Here is a 21,137-nt window from a genome sequence, read left to right as displayed (position 1 = left end):
TGGATATATGAAACTACTTGTACTTTCGAGATTATAATACTACTTATAGCTACTTCGTATTCGTGGCTAGTTCGGTATCTATGGCCTTCAATAGCTCATCAATCTGCTTCTCTACGCTTACCATTTGCTCGCTGGTCATGGGTTGCTGCATTTCCAGCAGATTTGCCTGGAGCAGGTCCCGCTCTCTCATGAGCTTGGTACGTCGCTCAACCCATTTATCTTTTGTATCTCCGCTGCTCGAAGCTATTTTAGAATCCATCATGGAAAGCCGTTTCTGGATTTTCTCCTGGCGGTCGCGCATCTTCTCTACATAGGACCGCTGCTTCTCCGACAGATTGGCTTTTGCCTCTTTCAGTTCATCCCGGACTTCAGCAATATCTTCTCTTTCATCAGCATTTCTTAGCTCATCATAGGCTTCATCGGTTGTTTCGAGTGCCTCTTGCTGGGCTTCGGCTAGCTCTTCTCTTTCATTTTTTACTCCTGAGTTACAGCTTGTAAATAGCCCTCCCAGAGTGAGGAACATAAACATTCCTGCTCGTAAGGTTATCTTTTTCATACGCTTCATATCTTATATTCTCCCGATAATTCCGAAAAAAATCAAACCAACCCGTATAGGCAGAAAGGCAAAGTCAGCGATGAGGAAATAAGTACTCAGATGCGGAATCTTCTAAGACATTGCTTACTAAATAACCAGAATCTAAGCTTTTCATGAGCTTACCAGCGTCAGCAGCACCAGCTATCAGGCGTAGCCTGAACAGTATAATCAGGCAGAAGCTTCCTTTTGACACGATACATTATTATGTACAATGTCCCTATCAATCAACCTCATGAATCAATACTATCTACTGGTCTTAGCCTGTCTTCTAAACGGGGCGGTCTGGGCGCAGAAGCCCGGTAAATGGCAAAGCCTGTTCGACAGTAAGTCACTCAAAGGCTGGCACAGCTACCAGCAGGATGGCGGGGTAAAGGGCTGGATGGTGATGGGAGAATCTCTCATGACCCACGGCGGTAGCGGAGACCTGGTGTCAAATGAGCAATACGAAGATTTTGAACTGGAGTTTGAATTCAGGGTAGCTCCCAAGGGTAATAGTGGAGTTATTTATAAAGTCACTGAAGACGCCAAAAACCCAACCTACTACTCAGGCCCGGAGTACCAGGTCATTGACGATGAAGGGTACCCGCCTTTCAACGATGGCGGCAAGATGGTAAAGATCAACGATAAGCAAAAGACCGGAGCTAACTATGATATGTACGCTCCCGCCAAACAGGTAGCCAAACCCGCCGGCCAGTGGAACAAAGGGCGCATTATTGTAAAAGATAAACACGTAGAACACTGGCTAAATGGTGAGAAAGTGGTTGAATACGAATACGGCTCTGACGCCTGGAAAGCTACCGTAGCTAAGAGTAAATTTGCCAGTTGGCCCTACGCCCAGCCACATGCCAAGGGCCATATAGCCCTGCAGGACCACGGTGACGAAGCCTGGTACCGTAACATCCGGATACGCACTCTTTAATTTATTAAACCGTGGTTAGTCTACACGGTACTAGCTGTTATTTCCCTAACTTCCCTGACCTATGCGCAATCTTACCTTAGTCACTCTATTTTCACGCATCCTGCTTCTGCTGCTCGTAGCACCTATCTGTCTGGTAAAAGCGGCTCCCCGAATGGATATTCCCGGAGTGGATACTCCCAGCAAGAAGGAGACGCTTACTCAGCAGATGACCAAAGCGGTCAAAGCTTTTCTGGGTACACTGGATGCTGGTCAGATCAAGCAGACCCAACTGGCCTTTGAAGATCCCCTGCGGTTTGACTGGCACTTTGTCCCCCGCGAGCGAAAAGGACTGGCCCTGAAGCACATGACCGACAAACAGCGTACCGCGGCTATGGGTATGGTAAAAGTCATGATGAGCGACGAAGGCTACCGCAAGGTTAATGAAATCATAGACCTCGAAAATGTACTGCGGGTTGTAGAGAATCGTCCGCCCAATGACACCCGCCGCGACCCCGAGAACTACTCGTTTCTGGTATTTGGTACGCCGGGCGGCAAAGAGCCCTGGAGCTGGCGTATCGAAGGCCACCATATATCGCTGCACTTCTCTTCCGTAACCGGCCAACTCAGCTACACGCCCAGCTTTTTAGGCTCCAACCCGGGCCATGTGCTGGTAGATATGCCTCAGAAAGGCCGTCGGGTCCTGAAAGAAGAGGAAGATCTGGGCTTTCAGCTCCTAAACTCACTGACCGACGCACAGCGGCAACAGGTAATTCTGGGTAATAAGTCGCCCTGGGAAATGTTTACTGCCAATGACCGCACAGCGGGCAAGCTATCAAACTTTGAGGGCGTTGCTATGAAGGACATGACCGCTGCGCAGCAGGAGCTATTCCGTCAACTCATTGGTACCTACCTCAACCGCTACCACGTTACGCTGAAAAATCAGCAAATGGAACAGCTCAAAAAAGCAGGCATGGACAACATCTACTTCGCCTGGATCGGTGATACCGAACCCATCAAGGGAAAAGGCCAGGGCCATTACTACCGTATTCACGGCCCTACGCTCCTGATTGAGTTTGACAATACGCAGGATAACGCTAACCATGTTCATACCGTAGTGCGCGATCTGACCAACGACTTTGGGGATGATCTGCTGCGCCAGCACTACGAAGCCCAGCACAAAAAATAATCCTATGGCCAATCTGCCCGAGTCCTCCCCCTTATACCAGCTCATGCAGCAGTACGCCCAGCCTGGGCGCGTAGTCTGGATGGGGGTGCGTCCGGCCCAGCGGCAGCCCGTCAATACCATTGAGCAGACCTACGCCCGCATTGGCACCGGTCTGGATGGCGACCGGTACAAGGGCCGCCCGGATAGCAAGCGCCAGGTCACGCTCATCCAGGCCGAACACCTGCTGGCCATTGCCTCTTACATGGGTATGGACAGCCTGGACCCGGCGCTGGTTCGACGTAACCTGGTCGTCAAAGGAATAAACCTGCTGGCCCTGAAGGATAAGACATTCCGGATCGGGGAAGCTGTACTGGAATACACCGGCGAATGCCACCCCTGCAGCCGTATGGAGGAACTACTGGGTACCGGAGGCTACAATGCCATGCGACAGCACGGCGGCATTACGGCCAGGGTACTACACGAAGGGAATATACGCGTAGGTGATCCGGTGGAGGTAGTAAAGGATAAAAGCTAAAAAAGGAGCCCGCATGCGGGCTCCTTTTTGATATAGTTAATGATTAGATGCTCTTTATTTACCTACACGTTTGAAAACGAAGACTCTCCGTTCAGGATATTCAGGAGCATTTCTTCGGTAAGGGGCTTGGTCCGGTAATGTATCTCCGGGAATATGGACAGAGCCTTTTCGTAATCATGCGGATGAGAGGAAGTAGACAGAATGACTACTTTAGTACCTGCACGCAGATCATCCGCCAGCGTCTTGTACAAAGACAAAAACTCAAAGCCATTCATACGGGGCATATTAATGTCCAGAAAGATCACATCCGGCTTATCGAATTCAGTCTTTTGGCAGGAAGTAGTCAGATAATGCCAGGCCACCTCGCCATTTTCAGCGACTACTACCTTTGGACTCATCCCGCTTTCTTTGATCACGATCTGATGCAGGAAGTTATCGTCCGGGTCATCATCCACTAACAGGACACACCTCAGTTTGTTATTCGTAGTCATGTATTGTTTTAAGGTCTTTGGGAATTGTGAAATGAAAAGTACTTCCCTTCCCTGGTTCACTATTTAACCAAATTTTGCCGTTATGAGTTTCGACAATCTTTTTGCACGTTGCTAATCCAACGCCCGTACCGGGGTATTCATTGCGTGCATGTAACCTTTGGAATACCTGAAATATTTTTTCAAAGTATAACTCGTCAATACCGATTCCGTTGTCACTTACCGAAAATACCCACTCAAAAGCTTTCTCACGAACAGATATATGGATTTCGGGACGTATCCCTTTGCGACTATACTTTATAGAATTAGATATCAGATTTTGAAAAACTCTTTTCATATCTGTCCGTGAAGCCCGCAGTTGGGGGAGCTTACCGACGGTAATATCCGCCTTGTTTTCATTTATTTCCTGCTCCATCTCCTCGAGTGCTTCGCCCAGTACATTATTCAGATCCACATTCGTCAGATCCTGCCCCAGTCCTACCTGCGAAAACTCCAGCAAGTCATTGATCAGGTCACGCATCCGGTGAGCAGAGTTAGCGGTAGTCTGTATTATCTTCTGTCCTGACTCATCCAGTTCTGATTTGTATTTACTTTCCAGCAGTCCCAGGTACCCTTCAATGGTTTTCAGAGGCGACTGCAGGTCATGCGAGGCTACGTAAGCAAACTGCTTCAGCTCTTCATTGGACCGCTCCAGTGCCTGCATGGCTTTCTGGCGGTACTTCAGCTCGTACTCATACTCCTGGGAAGTCCGCAGACCTACGGCATCATTAAAGTATTTTATCATGGCAATTACCGTCCCGATAGATACCACACCAGTCAGAAAACGAATCAAAGCGCTGATCCGGTAAATAGGCACCCAGAATATGACGGCATCAATTAAATGGGTAAGGCCACAGAGCAGGATAAACGCCCCAAATAACCAAAATACGCCTCTAAGCGGCACCCCACGCTTTACTATGACAAATCGTAGTAAAATAACAGGTATGCACATGTAAGCCAGCCAGATGGTAAGATCTGAAATAATATAAAGCCAGCCGTGAAAATCTGACCAGGTACCACAGTACCAGCGCGGAGGCCAGTCGGAGGTACTGAATAATTTAGAGAAAAAATCAGTTAGCTGATTCATGAGCAAGGGATACGAGCTTTCATATAAAGTTACGAAAGTACATATTACTTCCGACATTCCTGACAAGCCCCCATCCACACTTAGTGTACGTCATAAGTCAGCTATGTATCAGCTACTTCACTACCGGCCACTGCGCTTCGTCCCAGCTTAATTGCTCGATCCGTAGCTTGGAGCGCCCCTTGTCCTGGGCGTCGTACCCGTGGAAGATCAGGTAGTCTGCTCCATCAAAGGTAGATACGGCATTGTGCCCTACACCATGCCAGTCTTTGTTGCCCTGCAGGAGCGGGGTACCTCCGCTTTTGGTCATTTCAACTCCGGCTTTGTCAAGGTAGGGGCCGGTTAGCTTCTCTGAGCGCCCGACAATCATTTTATAGGTACTGTTTTCTCCCTTACAACAAAAGTCTATCGATGCGAAGAGGTAGTAGTAGTTGCCCTTCTTGAATATAAATGGGGCTTCAATGGCGGTGTTCCCAGCAAGGGAGTCCGTAGGGCTCTTGGCTCTGCGACTGGCCAGCGTATACCAGCGCTGCGGATCGGTAGCAATGGCCCGGGCATTGTCCGTCAGCTTTACCAGCTTGAGTCCATCCCAGAAAGAGCCAAAAGCCAGCCACGGCGTCCCCTCCTCATCCCGGATCAGGTTCGGGTCAATGGCGTTCCAGTTGTCCCGGCCGGGTACCGATTCCACGACCTTACCATGGTCTATCCAGCGGTAGTCGGGACTATCAGGGTGCAGGGTCTTGTTGGTGGCAAGACCAATGCAGGAGCCATTCTTACCAAAAGACGATATAGAGTAGTACAGGTAATAGGTACCATTGTGGTATGAGATATCCGGTGCCCAGATGTGGTTGCGCTGGAAGCCCGGTACCGCCTTCACAGCCCAGTCCGGTGCTTCTTCGAATACGGGTTTTTCCTTCTTCCACTCTTTCATATCGGGCGAAGACCAGACAGCAATGCCACGGCCCGTACAGAACAGGTAGTACAGGCTATCCTGCTTAATCATCACCGGATCATGGACAGGTATGGCGGTAGACTGGGCCCTCAGGGTACCCGCGGCTACAAGAAGCAGCAGAGTTAGGGCGTAAAGCTTCCTCATGGGGTTTCGTAGTGTATATATGTAATTAAATAAAAAAACTCCCGCCTCTACCCAAAATGAGCGAAAGCGGGAGCTGTCCAAACGATTGAATTTATATACTACTTATACTATTTCGAAGTATTCATAGCCTGCTCTTTGGTGACGGTCATAACACCTTTCATCAGGCGCCAGTGACCAGGGAATGTACACACAAATGGGTAACTGCCCGGCTCGGAAGGAGCCATGAACTTCAAACGGTAGGTCTGATCGGGATTTACCAGTGGCGTAGCCGCAATGATCTGCGGTATAGAAGGCACGTAGTTCTTCTCAGCACCATCCTTAGCCGTGATCATCTTGTCAGCAGCCGCTCCGATTATTTCCAGCGTCTTTGGCTTACCCAGCACAAAGTTGTGCTGCATGGCATCAGGATTTTCGAAAACCACTTCCACGGGCTTGCCAGCCACTACCGTAAATGCTGTTTTGTCAAACTTCATTTCCTCACGTACGGCCTTGATGTGTACCACCTGTGTATTCGGGTCAGAGGCTACATCATCTTTTATGCCGAATGATTCCAGAAGGCCGCTCATGCGCTGGCTCAGATCGTCAGGTAGTTCTTTCTTGAGGCTGGCCAGCATGGTGCGCGCTGCCTCTGTACCTACTTCCTTACGCTTCACATTCCAGCCTCCTACTACTCCTTTCACTATGGCCAGTCTTCCGTCGGCATCGAGTGCCTGCGCGGTATTCAGGAGAGCCAGTACCGAATCAGCCGAGGCGTAAGAAGCATAGCTGCGGGCGGTGCGCTCGAGAGCAAAGTCTGACAACTTGTCGAGACGACGTACGTCAAAGCTCTTGGAGAGGCGGTTGTTGCGGTTCTCATCTTTTTCGGCTACTACGTTATCCAGGTCAATCACGGCTGTTACCTGTACTTTACCGGCCTGCTCGGCAGTAAAGCCGAAGTTAGCCCGCCATGGACCGTTATTTCCTTCGGAAAGCTTGATAGTCTCACCCGGAGCGATACCCTTGTTCAGGTTCTTGCTGATGTAGTTGATGTTCAATCCGCCGCCGCGTACTTCTACATTCACCACGGGTACTACATCAGCAGGTACTGCTACACTACCCTGGTTGGTGATCTCTACTACGACACGGGCGTACTCACGTACATACGGGTGGCCTGGCTCAATGGTGATGTTGGTAATAGCCAACTCAGCACTGCCTTGTACCAGACTTGCCGCAGGCTTATTAGCCTGGTGAGCAGAGTGATCCATCTTGCTGTGATCCATACCTGCCTTGGCCGAAGCTTTCTGGCTGCTTGCCTGAGAAGCCTTGGCTTTACGGCCAGCCAGGTACTGCTGACGTAGCTTACCTCCGTGGGAATTCATGGCTACCGCAAATACATCCGGCATCCAGCGGTCATCCGCTTCGGTCGACTGCTCCATCCGGGCCAGTACGGCTTTCTCAATGGCAGGAGTCAGCGGTGTTTCGGTAAAGGCCAGCAGCGTATTCAGTACTACCAGAGGCTCCTTATCGCTAAGGGCATTGGCCTGCATCAGAGCTTGTGCCGTAGCGGCATTGCGAGGTAGTACTTGTACAGCCGTTTTGCGAACGGCCGAGCTTGGGTGCTTCAGGGCCGCCGTAGCCGCTTTCAGGGCTTCGTTGTCCTGTCCTTTCAACGCTCCCAGTCCCTGCAGGGTCCACAGAGCGTGGATAGCTGCCGGGTTCAAGCCTATTTCGTCTACGGAGTTATCTTTTACCAGAGCCACCAGCTGCGGTACTACATCGGTGTTGCCGCGCTCTACCAGCAGGCGCTGGGCGTGACGACGCCAGAACATATTCGTATTTTTCAGCGTAGCTACCAGCTCTTCAGGACGGCTCTTGCTCAGCATGATCGGGGTATAGGCGGGGGCTCCTTTGTACGCGATGCGGTACAGACGTCCGTGGGTGTAGTCACGCAGGTCAGTGTCGTAGGCGTTACCCTTACCATTGTCAAAGCCTTTAGGCGTTGGGTTGTGCTGGATAATAAAGCTATACCAGTCAGCTACCCATACGGCTCCGTCGGGACCTACCTCCGCAAATACAGGGGATACCCACTCGTCGGCTCCAGCCAGGAGGTTGAAGCCATCGGTATCTTCGTAGTCAGTACCATTTTTCACCATTATGTTCTGGTGCAGAATGTGTCCCGTAGGCTCTGATACAAAGGCTACGGTATTCCAGTACTTCTTAGGGAATGCGCGGGCGGTATAGAAGTTATGACCAGCCGCCGCCGTGAACCCGCCAAATACATCCACCTGACGTACTTTAGGCGTGATAGGCTTCATATCCTTGTGCGTATCTGTGCTGCGGCTACCGTTGTCTACGCGGCTCTCGCCGAAGTAGCGGTGCGGAATAGCCATGTACCAGCCGTGCGAGTTGTTAGCCGTAGAGCCAAAGAGATCACCAGCTTCGTTGAAGCCTAGTCCCCAGGTATTGTTGGAAGTACGCGTCATCAGTTCCATATCCGAACCGTCGGGACGGAAACGGAACAGCGCCTGTCCGAAGTTGAGTGAATCTTTGTCGCCAAACTTGCCCTTGAAGCCCGAGTATCCTACCGAACCATAGATCCAGTTGTCGAAGCCATAGTGCAGGTTAGAAGGTCCGGCGTGGGTATCGAAGGTACCAAAGCCGCTGAACAGAATCTTCTTTTCGTCCGCCTTATCGTCGCCGTTGGTATCCTTCAGGAACAGCATGTGCGGAGCCTGTGATACAATCAATCCGTCATTAGCGAATACCATACCTGTCGGTACGCTTAGCCCTTCGGCGAAGCGGGTGAATTTGTCGGCCTTGCCATCCTTGTTGGTATCTTCACAGATCAGGATGTAGTCGCTACCGCCAGTATCCTTGCGCTCGTTGGGGTAGTCTTTGGTAATAAGTACGTACAAGCGGCCACGCTCATCCCACGACATCGCGATAGGGTGAACAACATCCGGCTCGTGCGCGAATACTTCCAGGGTAAAGTCAACGGGTATCTGGATGTGCTTCACCGACTCCTCAGGTGAGAGAGGCAACTGCTGCAACTGAGGACCGGGACGCTGCTCGTAGTTAGGCAGCTTAGCCTCGCGGTAGGCAAATGGCTGTGGCTTAAGGGCCTCGTGTGCTTTACGAGCTTCGTCATTCACCGCCCACAGGATTCCTTTTTCAATCAGATTATGAAACTCAGGCTGTCCCCAAGTACGCTCATCGTGGCCGTAGGCTGTATAGAATACGCGACCTTTTCCGTGCGTACGTACCCATGTATAAGGCTCCTTCGTTTGTCCGGGCTTGTCTTTGGCCTGGTCAGCACCAATGATCCGCTCCGTCAGGACCACGTTATCAGGCTGAAGCTGAGTGTGCAGGTAGGTTTCGTCAACGGTTTTGAAAGGCTTTACACCCGCGATAGCCGGATGGTCAGGCCGGGTCCATACGGGCTGGATAGTATCCCAGGTATGGCGCCAGAACTGTCCACCGATCAGCTTTACTACTTCGGCGTTGTTGCGGAAGCAGTACGAGCCGCAGTGGATAGGCAGGAATCCCTTGCCGGAAGCTACGAAATCCAATAGCGCCTGCGCCTGCGGATTGCCAATGGAATCCCAGTTGGCGTACAGCATCAGCGCGTCGTACTTGTTAAGGTTTTCAGGATTGAGGTCCTGAAGGCGGTCGGTATAGGTAAAGTTGATGCCTTTGGCACCCAGTGCCGCCATGATGGCTGGAACTCTATCAATGGGACGGTGGTGACCGTTATCTCCCAGGAATAGAACCTCCAAACGCCGCGGCTTCACTGCTTTCTCCTGGGCCATGCTGCCAGTTTTTGCGGATTGCTGCACCGCACACCCTACGAGCAGGGAGGCTAGCATCAATCCAAAAGATAGAGCAATCTTCTTCATTATGAACTAGGTTTTTCTGTTGCTTACATTAAGAATACCAGCTATTCGCCGGTGGTGTACTTCCGTTTTTGGGTAAGGAAGCAGGTAATGAGTTATAGTGGCGTGTATAGTCTTTAAGGCCCTGGATACAACCCTGATGCCCCGTTATTTATTGCCCTTTCAGCCGAGGTTAGTACTAATATTCACTGGATTAAGAGCCAAAGCCCTACCCAAAGGCAGAGCAGGTAGCTAGAGTTAAAAGCACTCTCTTAAATCAAAAGTATCTCCGGGTAACATTCTCCTGCCCAAAGCATATTGAATATCAGAGATATAGGATATAGAGCAACCGGAACATACGTTCCGGTTGCTCAGGACTATTAAGCGTTTTTGAAATCAGGTAGCTGGATCAGCTTACCACCCTGCATAGCCGACTCGTGCGCCAGGATACCTACGCTGGTCCAGTTAGCCGACTGCCAGGCATTCGGGAATGGCTCGCGGTCTTCAACAAGGGCAGTCAGGAACTCGTGCGCCAGGTGCGGGTGCGAACCACCGTGACCGGCTCCCTGTACAAACGACAGGTGGGCGTTGTCATCCAGGTTGTATACCCCATGCCCGGTAAACTGACGAATCTCTTCGGGCAGCAGGTGGGCGTAGTCTGGTGTCTTTACACGCTCAGGTATTTCGTGCTCGGGCTTCTTAGCCGTATGGATTACGGGATCTTCACCCTCGATCAGAGGCCACTCGAAAGACTTCTTGCTGCCGTATACCTCAAAACTCTCGCGGTACTGGCGGGCCGTATCGAACAACGAACGGTACACATAAGCCGACAGGTCACTGTCCTTGAACTTGATGTGCGCCGACTCTACTGCGAAGGGTGAGTTGTGGATCTGGGCCAGCTCTTCACGGATAGTACCCGAGCCGAAGCAGGATACGTACTCCGCTTCCAGCTTCAGCAGACCGGCCACGGGACCTACGCAGTGGGTAGCGTAGTGCATGGGAGGCAGACCCGGCCAGTAGTCAGGCCAGCCGTCCATATCCTGCTGGTGGCTTGCTTTCAGGAACTGAACCTTACCAAGTTCTCCTTTTTCGTATAGTTCTTTGGCAAACAGGAATTCGCGGGCGTATACCACGGTTTCCATCATCATGTACTTCAGGCCCGTTTCCTTACATACCTTCACGATCTCCATACAGTCCTCCACGGAGGTAGCCATAGGTACTGTACAGGCTACGTGCTTACCTGCCCGCAGGGCTTTCAGGGTTTGCTCGGCGTGGTTGGGGATGGGTGAGTTGATATGTACGGCGTCTACGTTAGGGTCTTTCAGTAGCTCATCGTAGTCGGTGTAACGTACTTCCACACCAAATTCGTCACCTACGGCATCCAGTTTTGACTGGGTCCGCTGACAGATGGCGTACATGTTGGCATTGGGGTGACGCTGATAAATGGGGATAAACTCTGCCCCAAAGCCAAGTCCTACGATGGCTATGTTGATCTTTTTCATTAGTAGTTAATAGGTATTAGCTGTTAGCTATTAGGTTTTAATAATTCCGAATCTGGTTGTGAAAAGAGCAATGTACCTCAGCCACTCACTCATTCCCTCATTCAATCTTATCTACACACTGGCCACTGATAGGTGCTCACTGACCTTTTGCTTAATAAAGGCCAGGCCGTCACGCATGAGCTGCTCTTCCGAGTCGAACATCTTACGCCAGATATTAGCGGCAGGTAGTTTTTGGCTAAATGCTTCAATGCTTAGCCAGCCGTCGTAGTTGATATCACCAATGGCCTTGAATACTCCATCCCAGTCTACATTGCCTTTACCCGGCGTAGAGCGGTCATTTTCCGAAAGCTGGATGAAAGCGATGCGGTCGCCCATCTTCCGGATGGCGTCACCAATGTTTTTCTCTTCGATGTTGGCGTGGAAGGTATCAAACATGATCTGGCAGTTGGGGTGGTTGACCTCATCCACGAAGCGGGTCAACTCGTCGCCGCAGCTCGTCAGGTACATCTCGAAGCGGTTGAGGTACTCCATACCTAGTACAATACCCTGATTCTGGGCATAGTCAGCCAGTTTCTGGATGCCTTCTACCCCATACTTCCACTCATCCGTAGTGGCCGCGCCTCCGGTGAATAATCCCAGTGCCGAGTGGTAAGGTCCCATGAGCTTGCTAGCTCCCAGTACAACGGCACAGTCCACGCAGCGCTTCAGGTACTCAAGAGCATGGTCACGCACGGCCACATCCAGACTAATCAGGTTGGTGTCGGCGCCGCAGAAAGTATCGGCTTCGCGGTGCAGGCCCAGATCGTCGAGCTTTTTGCGCCAGCTGTGCCAGGCATCCGGGTTCGGGTTAAAGATGGGTACCTCTACCCCTTCAAAGCCAATTTCTTTTATAAGATCAAGGGTAGGAAAGAGACTTTCATCCACCTGGGTTCCCCACAGGAGGAGGTTCATGCTGTATTTCATTAGTAGTAGCTAGTAGGTATCAGGGGTTAGCTGATAAGTTTTATCTGATAGTCATTACGTGCATTACTCCTCTTTCTTCGTCATCTCAGTAGATCATCTATCCTGAGTTAGTTATGGTACTGCCAGGTTGTTACCCATGATTGAGTAGTAAAAGCCAACGCTAACTACCCGGCCCCTAACAGCTACCAGAAGCAGAGTACAATTTTACGATAAAAAAATACCAGAAACTTTTCTGGTATTGATTAGTTCTGACTGTATTTTGACTTTATGTAGAAGAATCGCCAATTTTTTAGATAAAATTTAGCCAGATGAAGTCCGCGCTACGCAAAACCATAGAAAGCCAGGTCCGATCATTTACCGTTCAGGAGCTCCGGGAGCGCCATTTTGACCCCAACTGGCACTTTCACCCCCACTACCAGCTCTTTACGGTCATGGAGGGCACGGGTACCCGGTTTATTGGTGACTCTATTACGCCTTTTGAGCCGGGCGATACGGTGTTTCTGGGGCCTAATGTACCTCACCTCTGGCGCAGCGATGCCTGGTACTTTGAAGAAGGGATCGATCTGACTACGCACGGCATAGTCCTGTACTTTCAGGAAGATTTTCTGGGGAAAGAGTTTTTTGACCGCCCCGAAATGCACCCCATCGGGCAGATTCTGGAAGAGTCAAAGCGGGGGATTCAGTACGTAGGTACCGCTCGGCAACGCATCCGGACCGAACTGCAGGAGCTGCTCCACCTAGATGGTCTGCAGCGGATACTTCGGCTCCTGGCCCTGCTCGACGAACTGGCACATAGTGTGGAAGGCACTCCTATTACCAGCTATGGCTATGTCAATACGCATAAAGTATCCGAAACCGAGCGGATGCAGAAGGTACACGACTACGTGATGCAGAACTTCCGGCAGGAGATCCGGCTCACCGAAGTGGCCTCGCTGGCCGGTATGAGCGAAGCCGCCTTTTGCCGTTACTTCAAGACCCGCGCCAACAAGACATTTACCGACTTTGTGAGCGAGATCCGGATCGGGCAGTCCTGCAAGCTACTGCTGGAAGATAAGTGGAGTATTTCACAAATTGCCTACGAAAGCGGCTTTGATACCTTGTCCAACTTCAACCGGCATTTTAAGCGCATTACGGGTCAGACACCGCGTGAATATAAGAAGGCCTACACCATACCTGTATAGGCCTATGTGGGGCTAATGGATGTGGATAAAATTTAGGTTATTGCTGATTAAGCGCCCAGTTATAATCCATATAGGATATAGAGCCTCCTTCTTTCAGGTCAGTATTGGCGTACTTGTTGACCCATTCTCTTAGGGACATGCCGCCTTTGAAGTCGCCTCCGTACCAGTCAAATATCTTGGACAGGCTGGCTTTATTCTGAGAGACTATGTTCTTCTTCGGGTCGTTCAGGAAGCGCTTCCCCTGATCGTCGAGTTGCTTGTCCAGGTCTTTGGGCGTAAAGGCTTCGTTGCGCAGGGGCGGGCAGGATACCGCCGCGCACACCAGTGCAAAATGAATACGTGGATCATTAAATTTCTTCCGGATGATGCCGTGCTCAATGTTGTTGAGGTCCAGTTTCTGCCCTCCTATTTCTATAAACTTGATATCCCAAGGAGTATTAACGAAAGGAATCTTAATCGTTGACCCTATATCCTTAATGCTTTTCAGGGGGTAGTGCTCCAGGATCAGGTCAATGGTATAGGCGTTATAAGCGTTGATCCAGTAAGCCAGCTGCTCATCCTTGCTCCATGTCTTTTCGTTGGGAGCATTCTTACTAAGCTGGTCCAGGTACTTTTTTAGCTCCGCGCGGTCCTGCTTAAAGGCCGCATAATCTACCATACCTTTATTATCAACGTGCTTTTTCAGGAGCCGGTCCCAGATGGCGTGGCTGACATCGGTCGGTGCGGAATCCGACGCAGGGGCCGAGGTGCCACAGGCGATCAGAAATAGCGTAAAAGCGCCAAAAAGTAATTTAGTGAGATTGTTCATGGTATTTTTTCAGATAGCAAATCAAATTTTTAAAATACGGGAGATAAAACTACTTTTTTTCTCCCACAGTCTAACATTCTATGTACAACATACGCATATCCTGGTAGTATGGATGTGGTGAGCCCTAAAATTTAGAAGCAGAGCATAACAAACAGAATCCCCGGAAGCAGCCTGCATGACTACTCTCCGGGGATTCTGTCAGGAAATACAAGGATTGGTATTACTCTTCAAATAAGTTGCCCAGTCCACCCAGTACTGATCCGCTTTCTTTGCGGGAGTTGGCTCCACCCACGGCCAGGCGATCGATTAGTTTGGAGATTGGCATCGACTGGATCCAGCAGCGGCCGGTTCCGCGTAGCGTGGCCAGGAACATACCTTCCCCACCAAACACCATGGATTTGAGGCCACCTGAGCGCTGAATATCGAAGTTTAGTGAGGGTTCAAAGGCTACTACGCAGCCGGTATCTACCCGCAGGGTTTCGTTGTTGAGCTGGCGTTCGATCACTACCCCACCCGCGTGAACAAAAGCCATTCCGTCGCCACGGAGCTTCTGCAGGATAAATCCTTCGCCGCCAAACATACCCGAACCGATACGCTGGTTGAAGTGGATCTTCATGCTGGTACCCATGGCCGCGCATAGGAAGCCATCCTTCTGCACGATCAGCTCATTGCCGTAGATCTTGCTCAGGTCAATGGGCATGACCGTACCCGGATAGGGCGCCGAAAAGGCTACCTTCCGCTTGCCGTACCCCCGGTTGGTAAAGTGCGTCATAAACAGCGACTCACCCGTCAGCAGGCGGCTACCCGCCTGGAATACTTTACCCAGGATACTCTGGTTGGCCTGTGAGCCGTCGCCCATCTTGGTTTCAAACTGGATGCCATCTTCCATAAACAGCATGGCACCGGCTTCGGCGATCACGGTTTCGTTAGGGTCCAGCTCTATCTCTACGATCTGGATATCTTCTCCGATTATTTTGTAGTCAATCTCGTGTGAGGTCATTCGTATACTAGGTTAGTGGTTTATAGTCTGGAAGCTACTTCTATTTAAATCCTACTCTTCTTCATCCTCATCAGCCTTGCGCTTTGATTTCCGCGTTTTGCGGCCGGGTATATCGTCCCGATCCCGGAGTTTCTTGTCGTCTACATTTTTGTTCAGAAACTCATTGATCTTATCCATATCGTAGCTGGTGTTGATCTCGCCAAAGGTGTTGATCTGGATATCAAATCCTTCCAGGTCTTTGTGCACCCTTGGCTTTTCGTTCTCGTTTTTATCAGGATCGTTCTGCTTTTTCTTAGCCATAATCGTTGCTGTTAAGTGGTTTCAAGCTGAATGAAGTACTTCACCCAAATGTAAGTACCTATGTTGGTAGTTACCTATAAAAAAAACCTGCCACCCTTTACGAAAGTACATCCCCCCGAGCCGAATGGCAATCCGATTTCAGTAAACGGTTCTACGGACCTATACCTGGTTATTTTGGGTAGGCGGATGGTTGGGGAAGCTAAGGAGTGATTAGCGATCGGGTAGTCGCCACTGCGGCAGATGGGTGGGCTCGAAGGACAGCTAAGGTATAGTTTACGGACATCTATAAATCGTAACCCGGCCTTTGACTATGCGGTGAATAAAAGCTATATTCACCGCAAAATATACGGTGAATAGCTATGTATATCTACCAGAGAGCAAACTGGCCACTTTTCCAATGGGACTGCCAAGCCTTAGGCCAGCTTTTGGCGGCAGTCCGGCATAAGCAGGGAAAGCTAGTAGGGCGAATGGAGAGTCTGGGCTTTTCGCTACGGGATGAGGCCGTTTTGCAAACGCTAACTCTCGAAGTCATAAAAACCAGTGAGATTGAGGGAGAAATACTTGCCCCCGACCAGGTACGTTCCTCCATTGCCCGAAAGCTGGGTATGGACATTGGGGGACTAATTCCAGCCGACCGGCACGTAGATGGCGTAGTCGAAATGCTGCTGGATGCGACCCAACGTTTCAATGAGCCAATAAACCAGGAGCGTCTGTTCGGCTGGCATGCCGCTCTGTTTCCGGGCGGCTGGAGCGGTATGTATAGAATAAACGTAGGCCGATGGCGCGATGACTCCACCGGCCCCATGCAGGTAGTATCCGGAGCGCTGGGTAGGGAAAAGGTACATTTTCAGGCTCCACCTTCGGAATATGTTCCTGCGGAAATGGAGCAATTTATTACCTGGTTTAACGAAGAACAAAACCTGGACCTGGTTCTGAAAGCTGCCATAGCGCACCTGCGGTTTGTTACCATTCACCCTTTCGAAGATGGTAACGGACGTATCGCCCGTACCCTGGCCGATATGTTACTGGCGCGGTCGGATGGGAGTTCGCAGCGATTTTATAGTATGTCAGCTCAGATCAGGCAGGAACGTAATGCCTACTACACCATCCTGGAAAAGACACAGAAAGGAGATCTTGATATTACGGGTTGGCTGCACTGGTTTCTGACCTGCTTCGACAGAGCCCTTACGGCTACTGAGGACGTACTTGCGACTGTTATCAACAAGTCCAGGTACTGGACTCTCTGGGAAGAGAAAGAAATCAATAGCCGACAAAAATATATGCTCAACAAACTACTCGATGGGTTTGAAGGAAAGCTTACTACTTCTAAATGGGCTAAAATCGCTAAGTGCTCACAGGATACAGCTCTTCGCGACATACAGGCACTGGTAGAGCAGGAGGTATTGGTAAAGGAGGAATCCGGCGGACGCAGTACCAGCTATCGATTAACTACCCTGAAGTAACAAGGAGACACTGCGGCCTCTCTCCTCCCCCCAGACCTAATTCATACCGTTGGATAAAATCATAATTAACTACCAGCGACAAATCGAACTGATTATCAACAGCAACAGCTATCAGTTATTCCCAGGCGGCCACTCTCCCTTTGGCATTGGCCTTATTTTGGCTTTAGTTTACAGCAGCAGCCACTCCCTTGTATGAAAAGATATTTATTTAACTACTTACTACTACTAGCCCTATTACTCACAGCTTGCTCTAATGATGAGGAAGAGCAAGAGTACAACTACAGTCCAAGGGCCAAAATGATGTATGAATTTGTAAAGCATCATTTGCAGCCAGGGTTAAGCAGGCAGCGGATTGTGAATCTGTTAGGTAAACCTTTTTATGAGGGCGTAATACCAAATCTTCCGAAAGGCATGACTGTACCTGACTCAATTTTGAATACAAGTATTTATAGTAGTACTGATGAAAGAACAGATGCCATAAATGAATTCTTTCGCACGCATTCACAACCTGATACAGTACTGAAATATAGGGTGGAAGACGGCCTTATGGATCCTACAATGCTTATCATCAAGTTTGATGATAAGGGAATAGCTCGTGATTTTTCCATTGAAACTGATTAAATGCCTTATAATTCCTTCTCAACTACTATTAGCATGTTTTTGTAATGGAGATGAGTTTCGACTCAGATAGAACATCATAGGAAAGGATTAGACTAGGAATTTACAATTTTGTAGCATTAAGCCCTGTATTATGATAATTAGTCCCTTTCTTGGAGCAATCCTCTATACGCTGCTGTGCATTATGGCAGTAATCATTGGCGTTCCCTTACTATTCTTTAAAAAGACAAAGAGAAAAGCCATTACACTCATCCTCATTTCATTTATCTCATTCCCTGTCCTGATTATTGTTTATATACTAATGTCCGTACTACTATTCCTTCCCATAAAAGGAATAGTCGACTTGCTGTTCAGTCGGGAATTAGATCAGTTAATTTGGTGGGTTATACTACTGTATCATCTAGCTATAGCAGGTACCTATAGCAGGTACAGCCTTATGCCTTTGGTATGTAAGCTCCCGACTCATCTGGCGTGCAACGAAGAAATGAAATATCAAAAATATGAATTATAGGTATCAATTAAATTATTTTATATCCCTGCCTATTTAAAGTGACTCCATTAGGCTGCTATACAAGATCATCCTCTTCATTACTACATAATCAGAGGTAGTTTACACAGAGCCTGGCTCTTAATGACAAAGGCCCGGACAAGTCCGGGCCTTTGTTCTATAATCTAAACTAGCTTTCTTTAAGCAGGCAGACGATCAATGGCGTTCTGAAGACGCTTGATCACCTCCTCTTTACCCAGAATCTCCATCGTAATCATCAGGTCGGGGCCGGCTCCTACTCCGGTGAGGGCCAGGCGCAGGGCCTGCATCACTTTACCCGCTTTGATACCCAGGCTTTCCAGCGTATGGTGCAGTACCTCCTTGATATTATCAGCGGTGAAGTCTCCATCGTAGGTACTCAGCGCATCGCGAAAACCACCGATGGCGCGTAACGCCTCTTCGTTCCAGCGCTTGGATACGACGGCTTCATCGTAGCTCTCGGGCGAACTAAACAGGAAGGCCGACTCATCCACAATCTCCTTAGCAAAGTGGACGCGCTCTTTGAGCAGGTGCACAATCTTGGTAGCCTGCTCGTCGGTGATCTGGATGCCTTTGCTAGTGAATAGCGGCTGGATTTCACGGGCCAGCGCAGCGTCATCCTGCTGCTTGAGGTACTGCTGATTGTACCAGTTGCCCTTCTGTATGTCAAAGCGGGCTCCCGCCTTGTGTACCCGGTCAAAGCTGAACGCCTGGATCAGTTCGTCCATGGTGAATAGCTCCTGTTCGGTACCCGGATTCCAACCCAGGAAGGCCAGGAAGTTGGTCGTAGCCTCGGGCAGGTAGCCTTCTTCCCGGAAGCCAAGTGCTTTCTCGCCGGACTTAGGGTCGGTCCACTCCAAAGGGAATATCGGAAAGCCTCCCGCATCGGCATCGCGCTTGGACAGCTTACCGTTGCCGTCGGGCTTGAGCAGCAGGGGCAGGTGCGCAAACTGCGGCATGGTATCGGCCCAACCCAGGTACCGGTACAGCAGTACGTGCAGTGGCGCCGAAGGCAGCCACTCTTCACCCCGGATCACGTGGGTTATGCCCATCAGGTGGTCATCGACGATGTTGGCCAGGTGGTAGGTAGGCATACCGTCCGACTTGAGAAGTACCTTATCATCAATCTGTGAGGAGTGTACCGCTACCCAGCCCCGGATGAGGTCGTTGAAGCGAATATCCTCCTTGGGCTGTACCTTGATACGGATTACGTAGGGTTCACCGCTTTCAAGGTGCTGCCTGGTTTCTTCGGCCGGGAGCGTCAGCGAGTTTTTCATCTGCAGGCGCGTAATGGCGTTGTACTGCGCGGCGGGTACATTGGCCGCTTCCAGGCGCTTACGCATGGCGTCCAGCTCATCGGCGGTATCAAAGGCATAGTAGGCTTTGCCCTCCCGGATCAGCCGCTCGGCGTACTCGCGGTACATCTCCTTACGCTCCGACTGGCGGTACGGCGCGTGCGGACCACCCTGCTGCGGGCCTTCGTCAATTTGAATACCAACCCATTCCAGTGCTTGCAGAATGTACTCCTCCGCACCAGGTACGTAGCGGTTCTGGTCGGTATCTTCGATCCGGAGCAACATCTGACCGCCTTGCTGACGGGCATACAGGTAGTTATAAAGGGCCGTCCGGACACCACCTATGTGTAGCGCTCCGGTTGGGCTGGGGGCAAATCGTACTCTAACGTTTGGTTGACTCATTGGTTATAGCTGTTAGCTATTAGGAGTTAGTTATTAGCTCAGATGGGGGTCATTCCTGAACCGTATAGTTAACATCCTACTATATTTATTTAAAGGTAAGTTATGAATGGACGGTACCGGAGGTAGTTACTCAACGGCTATTACCGAGATCTCTACGTTGACATCCTTAGGCAGGCGGGCTACCTGTACCGTTTCACGGGCAGGAGGCTCACTGGTAAAGAAACTGCCGTATACCTCATTGATGGCTGCAAAATCATCCATATTCTTCAGAAAAATACTCGACTTTACTATGTTGGAGTAGTCCAGTCCGGCAGCCTGCAGGATATGTCCGATGTTTTCCATTACCTTGCGGGCTTCGGCTTGTACATCACCGCCGGTAGCCAGTTCAAGAGCGATCTGACCGGATACGTACAGGACGCCATTGGCTTTTACGGCTTGGCTGTAGGGGCCGATTGGGGCCGGGGCTTTTTCCGAAAATATGATCTCTTTTGCCATAGGAGCTGTTAGAATTTAGGTATTAGCAGTTAGTATGTTGATTTTTAGTTGCAATAATAGTTCTACAAATAGATTTAGAAGTTGTTTCCACTACTATATTAAAAACTATTTATAAACAGCTTGTTAGAAATAAGGTAGCTATTTGAGCTAATTGCTAACAACTACCTACTAATAGCTACCAGTCCGCAAAATTACCAAAATATGCCGCTCAACGCCCTGATTATTTTTGTAAAAAACCCAATCGAAGGAAAAGTTAAAACCCGGGTGGCCAAAACCGTAGGCCACACACAAGCCGTAGAAGTGTACCGCGAGCTGCTGGACTACACCCGCAGCATCACGGATGCTCTCCCCCCGGCTGACCTGCGCCGCACGGTGTACTATGGTGATTTTATAAATGATGATGACCTGTGGAATGGCTATAACAAAGCCCTGCAAACGGAGGGCGATCTGGGCCTCAGGATGCAGGAGGCCTTTCGGGAGCAGTTTGCGGCGGGAGCCGAGCAGGTAGTTATTATCGGCAGCGACTGCCTGGACCTCCGCTCACATCACCTGCAACAAGCCTTGGATGCCCTCCAGAGTACTGAGGTAGTACTGGGTCCCTCTACCGACGGAGGGTATTACCTATTGGGCATGACCCGGCTCCACAAAACCTTGTTTAACGATATGCCATGGAGCCAGCCGGAGCTACTTGACCAGACGGTATCCAGACTCCAGCAGCAAGGCATCCGGTACCAGCTCCTGGAAACGCTCTCCGACATAGATGAGTGGGATGACTACCTACAGGCTAAAGAGCGGCTCCTCAGCCGCTCCTGACATTCCATAGGGGCTATTCC

Annotated in this window: 19 protein-coding genes; 7 read left to right on the top strand and 12 right to left on the bottom strand. The window is 50.1% G+C overall.

The features are described from left to right. Window positions 1-49 precede the first annotated feature (49 nt). Window positions 50-556, bottom strand: a complete 507-nt coding sequence (locus JUB14_RS05140; protein ID WP_207504713.1) for a hypothetical protein — start codon at window positions 554-556, stop codon at window positions 50-52. 271 nt (window positions 557-827) lie between these two features. On the opposite strand from JUB14_RS05140, the gene JUB14_RS05135 reads away from it, so the two are divergent. From JUB14_RS05135 to JUB14_RS05125, 3 genes are all read left to right on the top strand, one after another. Beyond that, window positions 828-1,514, top strand: coding sequence for a 3-keto-disaccharide hydrolase (locus JUB14_RS05135; RefSeq protein ID WP_207504711.1), 687 nt, complete (start codon window positions 828-830; stop codon window positions 1,512-1,514). Window positions 1,515-1,575: 61 nt separating this feature from the next. Continuing rightward, complete coding sequence (locus tag JUB14_RS05130; RefSeq protein WP_229367528.1) at window positions 1,576-2,679, top strand: DUF3500 domain-containing protein; 1,104 nt, start codon at window positions 1,576-1,578, stop codon at window positions 2,677-2,679. Between the two features lie 4 nt (window positions 2,680-2,683). After that, the gene (locus JUB14_RS05125) at window positions 2,684-3,193 is read left to right on the top strand and encodes an MOSC domain-containing protein (RefSeq protein WP_207504709.1); all 510 of its coding nucleotides are present in this window, start codon (window positions 2,684-2,686) and stop codon (window positions 3,191-3,193) included. Window positions 3,194-3,255: 62 nt separating this feature from the next. On the opposite strand, the gene JUB14_RS05120 is transcribed toward JUB14_RS05125, so the two are convergent. The 6 genes from JUB14_RS05120 to JUB14_RS05095 all read right to left on the bottom strand — a co-directional run bounded on the left by JUB14_RS05120 (window position 3,256) and on the right by JUB14_RS05095 (window position 12,216). Beyond that, window positions 3,256-3,684 (bottom strand): response regulator, encoded by a 429-nt coding sequence (locus JUB14_RS05120; RefSeq protein ID WP_207504707.1) that lies wholly within the window; start codon window positions 3,682-3,684, stop codon window positions 3,256-3,258. Then, a complete protein-coding gene (locus JUB14_RS05115; protein ID WP_207504705.1) occupies window positions 3,671-4,807 on the bottom strand; it encodes a sensor histidine kinase in 1,137 nt (378 codons plus the stop codon). The genes JUB14_RS05120 and JUB14_RS05115 overlap by 14 nt, the downstream gene beginning before the upstream one ends. Before the next feature lie 112 nt (window positions 4,808-4,919). After that, window positions 4,920-5,900, bottom strand: a complete 981-nt coding sequence (locus JUB14_RS05110; protein ID WP_207504703.1) for an arabinan endo-1,5-alpha-L-arabinosidase — start codon at window positions 5,898-5,900, stop codon at window positions 4,920-4,922. Window positions 5,901-6,007: 107 nt separating this feature from the next. Further along, window positions 6,008-9,775, bottom strand: coding sequence for a PVC-type heme-binding CxxCH protein (locus JUB14_RS05105; RefSeq protein ID WP_207504701.1), 3,768 nt, complete (start codon window positions 9,773-9,775; stop codon window positions 6,008-6,010). A 356-nt stretch (window positions 9,776-10,131) separates the two neighbouring features. Then, complete coding sequence (locus JUB14_RS05100) at window positions 10,132-11,253, bottom strand: Gfo/Idh/MocA family oxidoreductase (protein ID WP_207504699.1); 1,122 nt, start codon at window positions 11,251-11,253, stop codon at window positions 10,132-10,134. A 111-nt stretch (window positions 11,254-11,364) separates the two neighbouring features. Then, a complete protein-coding gene (locus tag JUB14_RS05095) occupies window positions 11,365-12,216 on the bottom strand; it encodes a sugar phosphate isomerase/epimerase family protein (RefSeq protein WP_207504697.1) in 852 nt (283 codons plus the stop codon). A 308-nt stretch (window positions 12,217-12,524) separates the two neighbouring features. On the opposite strand from JUB14_RS05095, the gene JUB14_RS05090 reads away from it, so the two are divergent. Next, on the top strand, window positions 12,525-13,397 hold the full coding sequence (locus tag JUB14_RS05090; RefSeq protein ID WP_207504695.1) for an AraC family transcriptional regulator: 873 nt from the start codon (window positions 12,525-12,527) through the stop codon (window positions 13,395-13,397). Window positions 13,398-13,434: 37 nt separating this feature from the next. On the opposite strand, the gene JUB14_RS05085 is transcribed toward JUB14_RS05090, so the two are convergent. The 3 genes from JUB14_RS05085 to JUB14_RS05075 all read right to left on the bottom strand — a co-directional run bounded on the left by JUB14_RS05085 (window position 13,435) and on the right by JUB14_RS05075 (window position 15,505). Further along, window positions 13,435-14,205 (bottom strand): DUF547 domain-containing protein, encoded by a 771-nt coding sequence (locus JUB14_RS05085; RefSeq protein ID WP_207504693.1) that lies wholly within the window; start codon window positions 14,203-14,205, stop codon window positions 13,435-13,437. 220 nt (window positions 14,206-14,425) lie between these two features. After that, window positions 14,426-15,205, bottom strand: a complete 780-nt coding sequence (locus JUB14_RS05080; RefSeq protein ID WP_207504691.1) for a TIGR00266 family protein — start codon at window positions 15,203-15,205, stop codon at window positions 14,426-14,428. 51 nt (window positions 15,206-15,256) lie between these two features. Continuing rightward, the gene (locus tag JUB14_RS05075) at window positions 15,257-15,505 is read right to left on the bottom strand and encodes a hypothetical protein (RefSeq protein ID WP_207504689.1); all 249 of its coding nucleotides are present in this window, start codon (window positions 15,503-15,505) and stop codon (window positions 15,257-15,259) included. A 359-nt stretch (window positions 15,506-15,864) separates the two neighbouring features. Here JUB14_RS05075 and JUB14_RS05070 point away from each other — a divergent pair, with 359 nt between their 5' ends. Further along, on the top strand, window positions 15,865-16,968 hold the full coding sequence (locus tag JUB14_RS05070) for a Fic family protein (protein ID WP_207504687.1): 1,104 nt from the start codon (window positions 15,865-15,867) through the stop codon (window positions 16,966-16,968). A 192-nt stretch (window positions 16,969-17,160) separates the two neighbouring features. Next, on the top strand, window positions 17,161-17,589 hold the full coding sequence (locus JUB14_RS05065) for a hypothetical protein (protein WP_207504685.1): 429 nt from the start codon (window positions 17,161-17,163) through the stop codon (window positions 17,587-17,589). A gap of 684 nt (window positions 17,590-18,273) precedes the next feature. On the opposite strand, the gene gltX is transcribed toward JUB14_RS05065, so the two are convergent. Together gltX and JUB14_RS05055 are read right to left on the bottom strand one after the other, a co-directional pair. After that, window positions 18,274-19,809 (bottom strand): glutamate--tRNA ligase, encoded by a 1,536-nt coding sequence (gltX, locus tag JUB14_RS05060; RefSeq protein WP_207504683.1) that lies wholly within the window; start codon window positions 19,807-19,809, stop codon window positions 18,274-18,276. A gap of 126 nt (window positions 19,810-19,935) precedes the next feature. Further along, window positions 19,936-20,304, bottom strand: a complete 369-nt coding sequence (locus JUB14_RS05055; protein ID WP_207504681.1) for a RidA family protein — start codon at window positions 20,302-20,304, stop codon at window positions 19,936-19,938. 201 nt (window positions 20,305-20,505) lie between these two features. Here JUB14_RS05055 and JUB14_RS05050 point away from each other — a divergent pair, with 201 nt between their 5' ends. Beyond that, window positions 20,506-21,117: a TIGR04282 family arsenosugar biosynthesis glycosyltransferase gene (locus JUB14_RS05050; RefSeq protein ID WP_207504679.1), complete on the top strand. Its 612-nt coding sequence runs from the start codon at window positions 20,506-20,508 to the stop codon at window positions 21,115-21,117. Window positions 21,118-21,137 lie beyond the last annotated feature (20 nt).

Origin of the sequence: Telluribacter humicola (assembly GCF_017355935.1) — a bacterium.
Lineage (GTDB): Bacteria > Bacteroidota > Bacteroidia > Cytophagales > Spirosomataceae > Telluribacter > Telluribacter humicola.
This window is presented reverse-complemented; position numbering and strand designations above follow the sequence as displayed.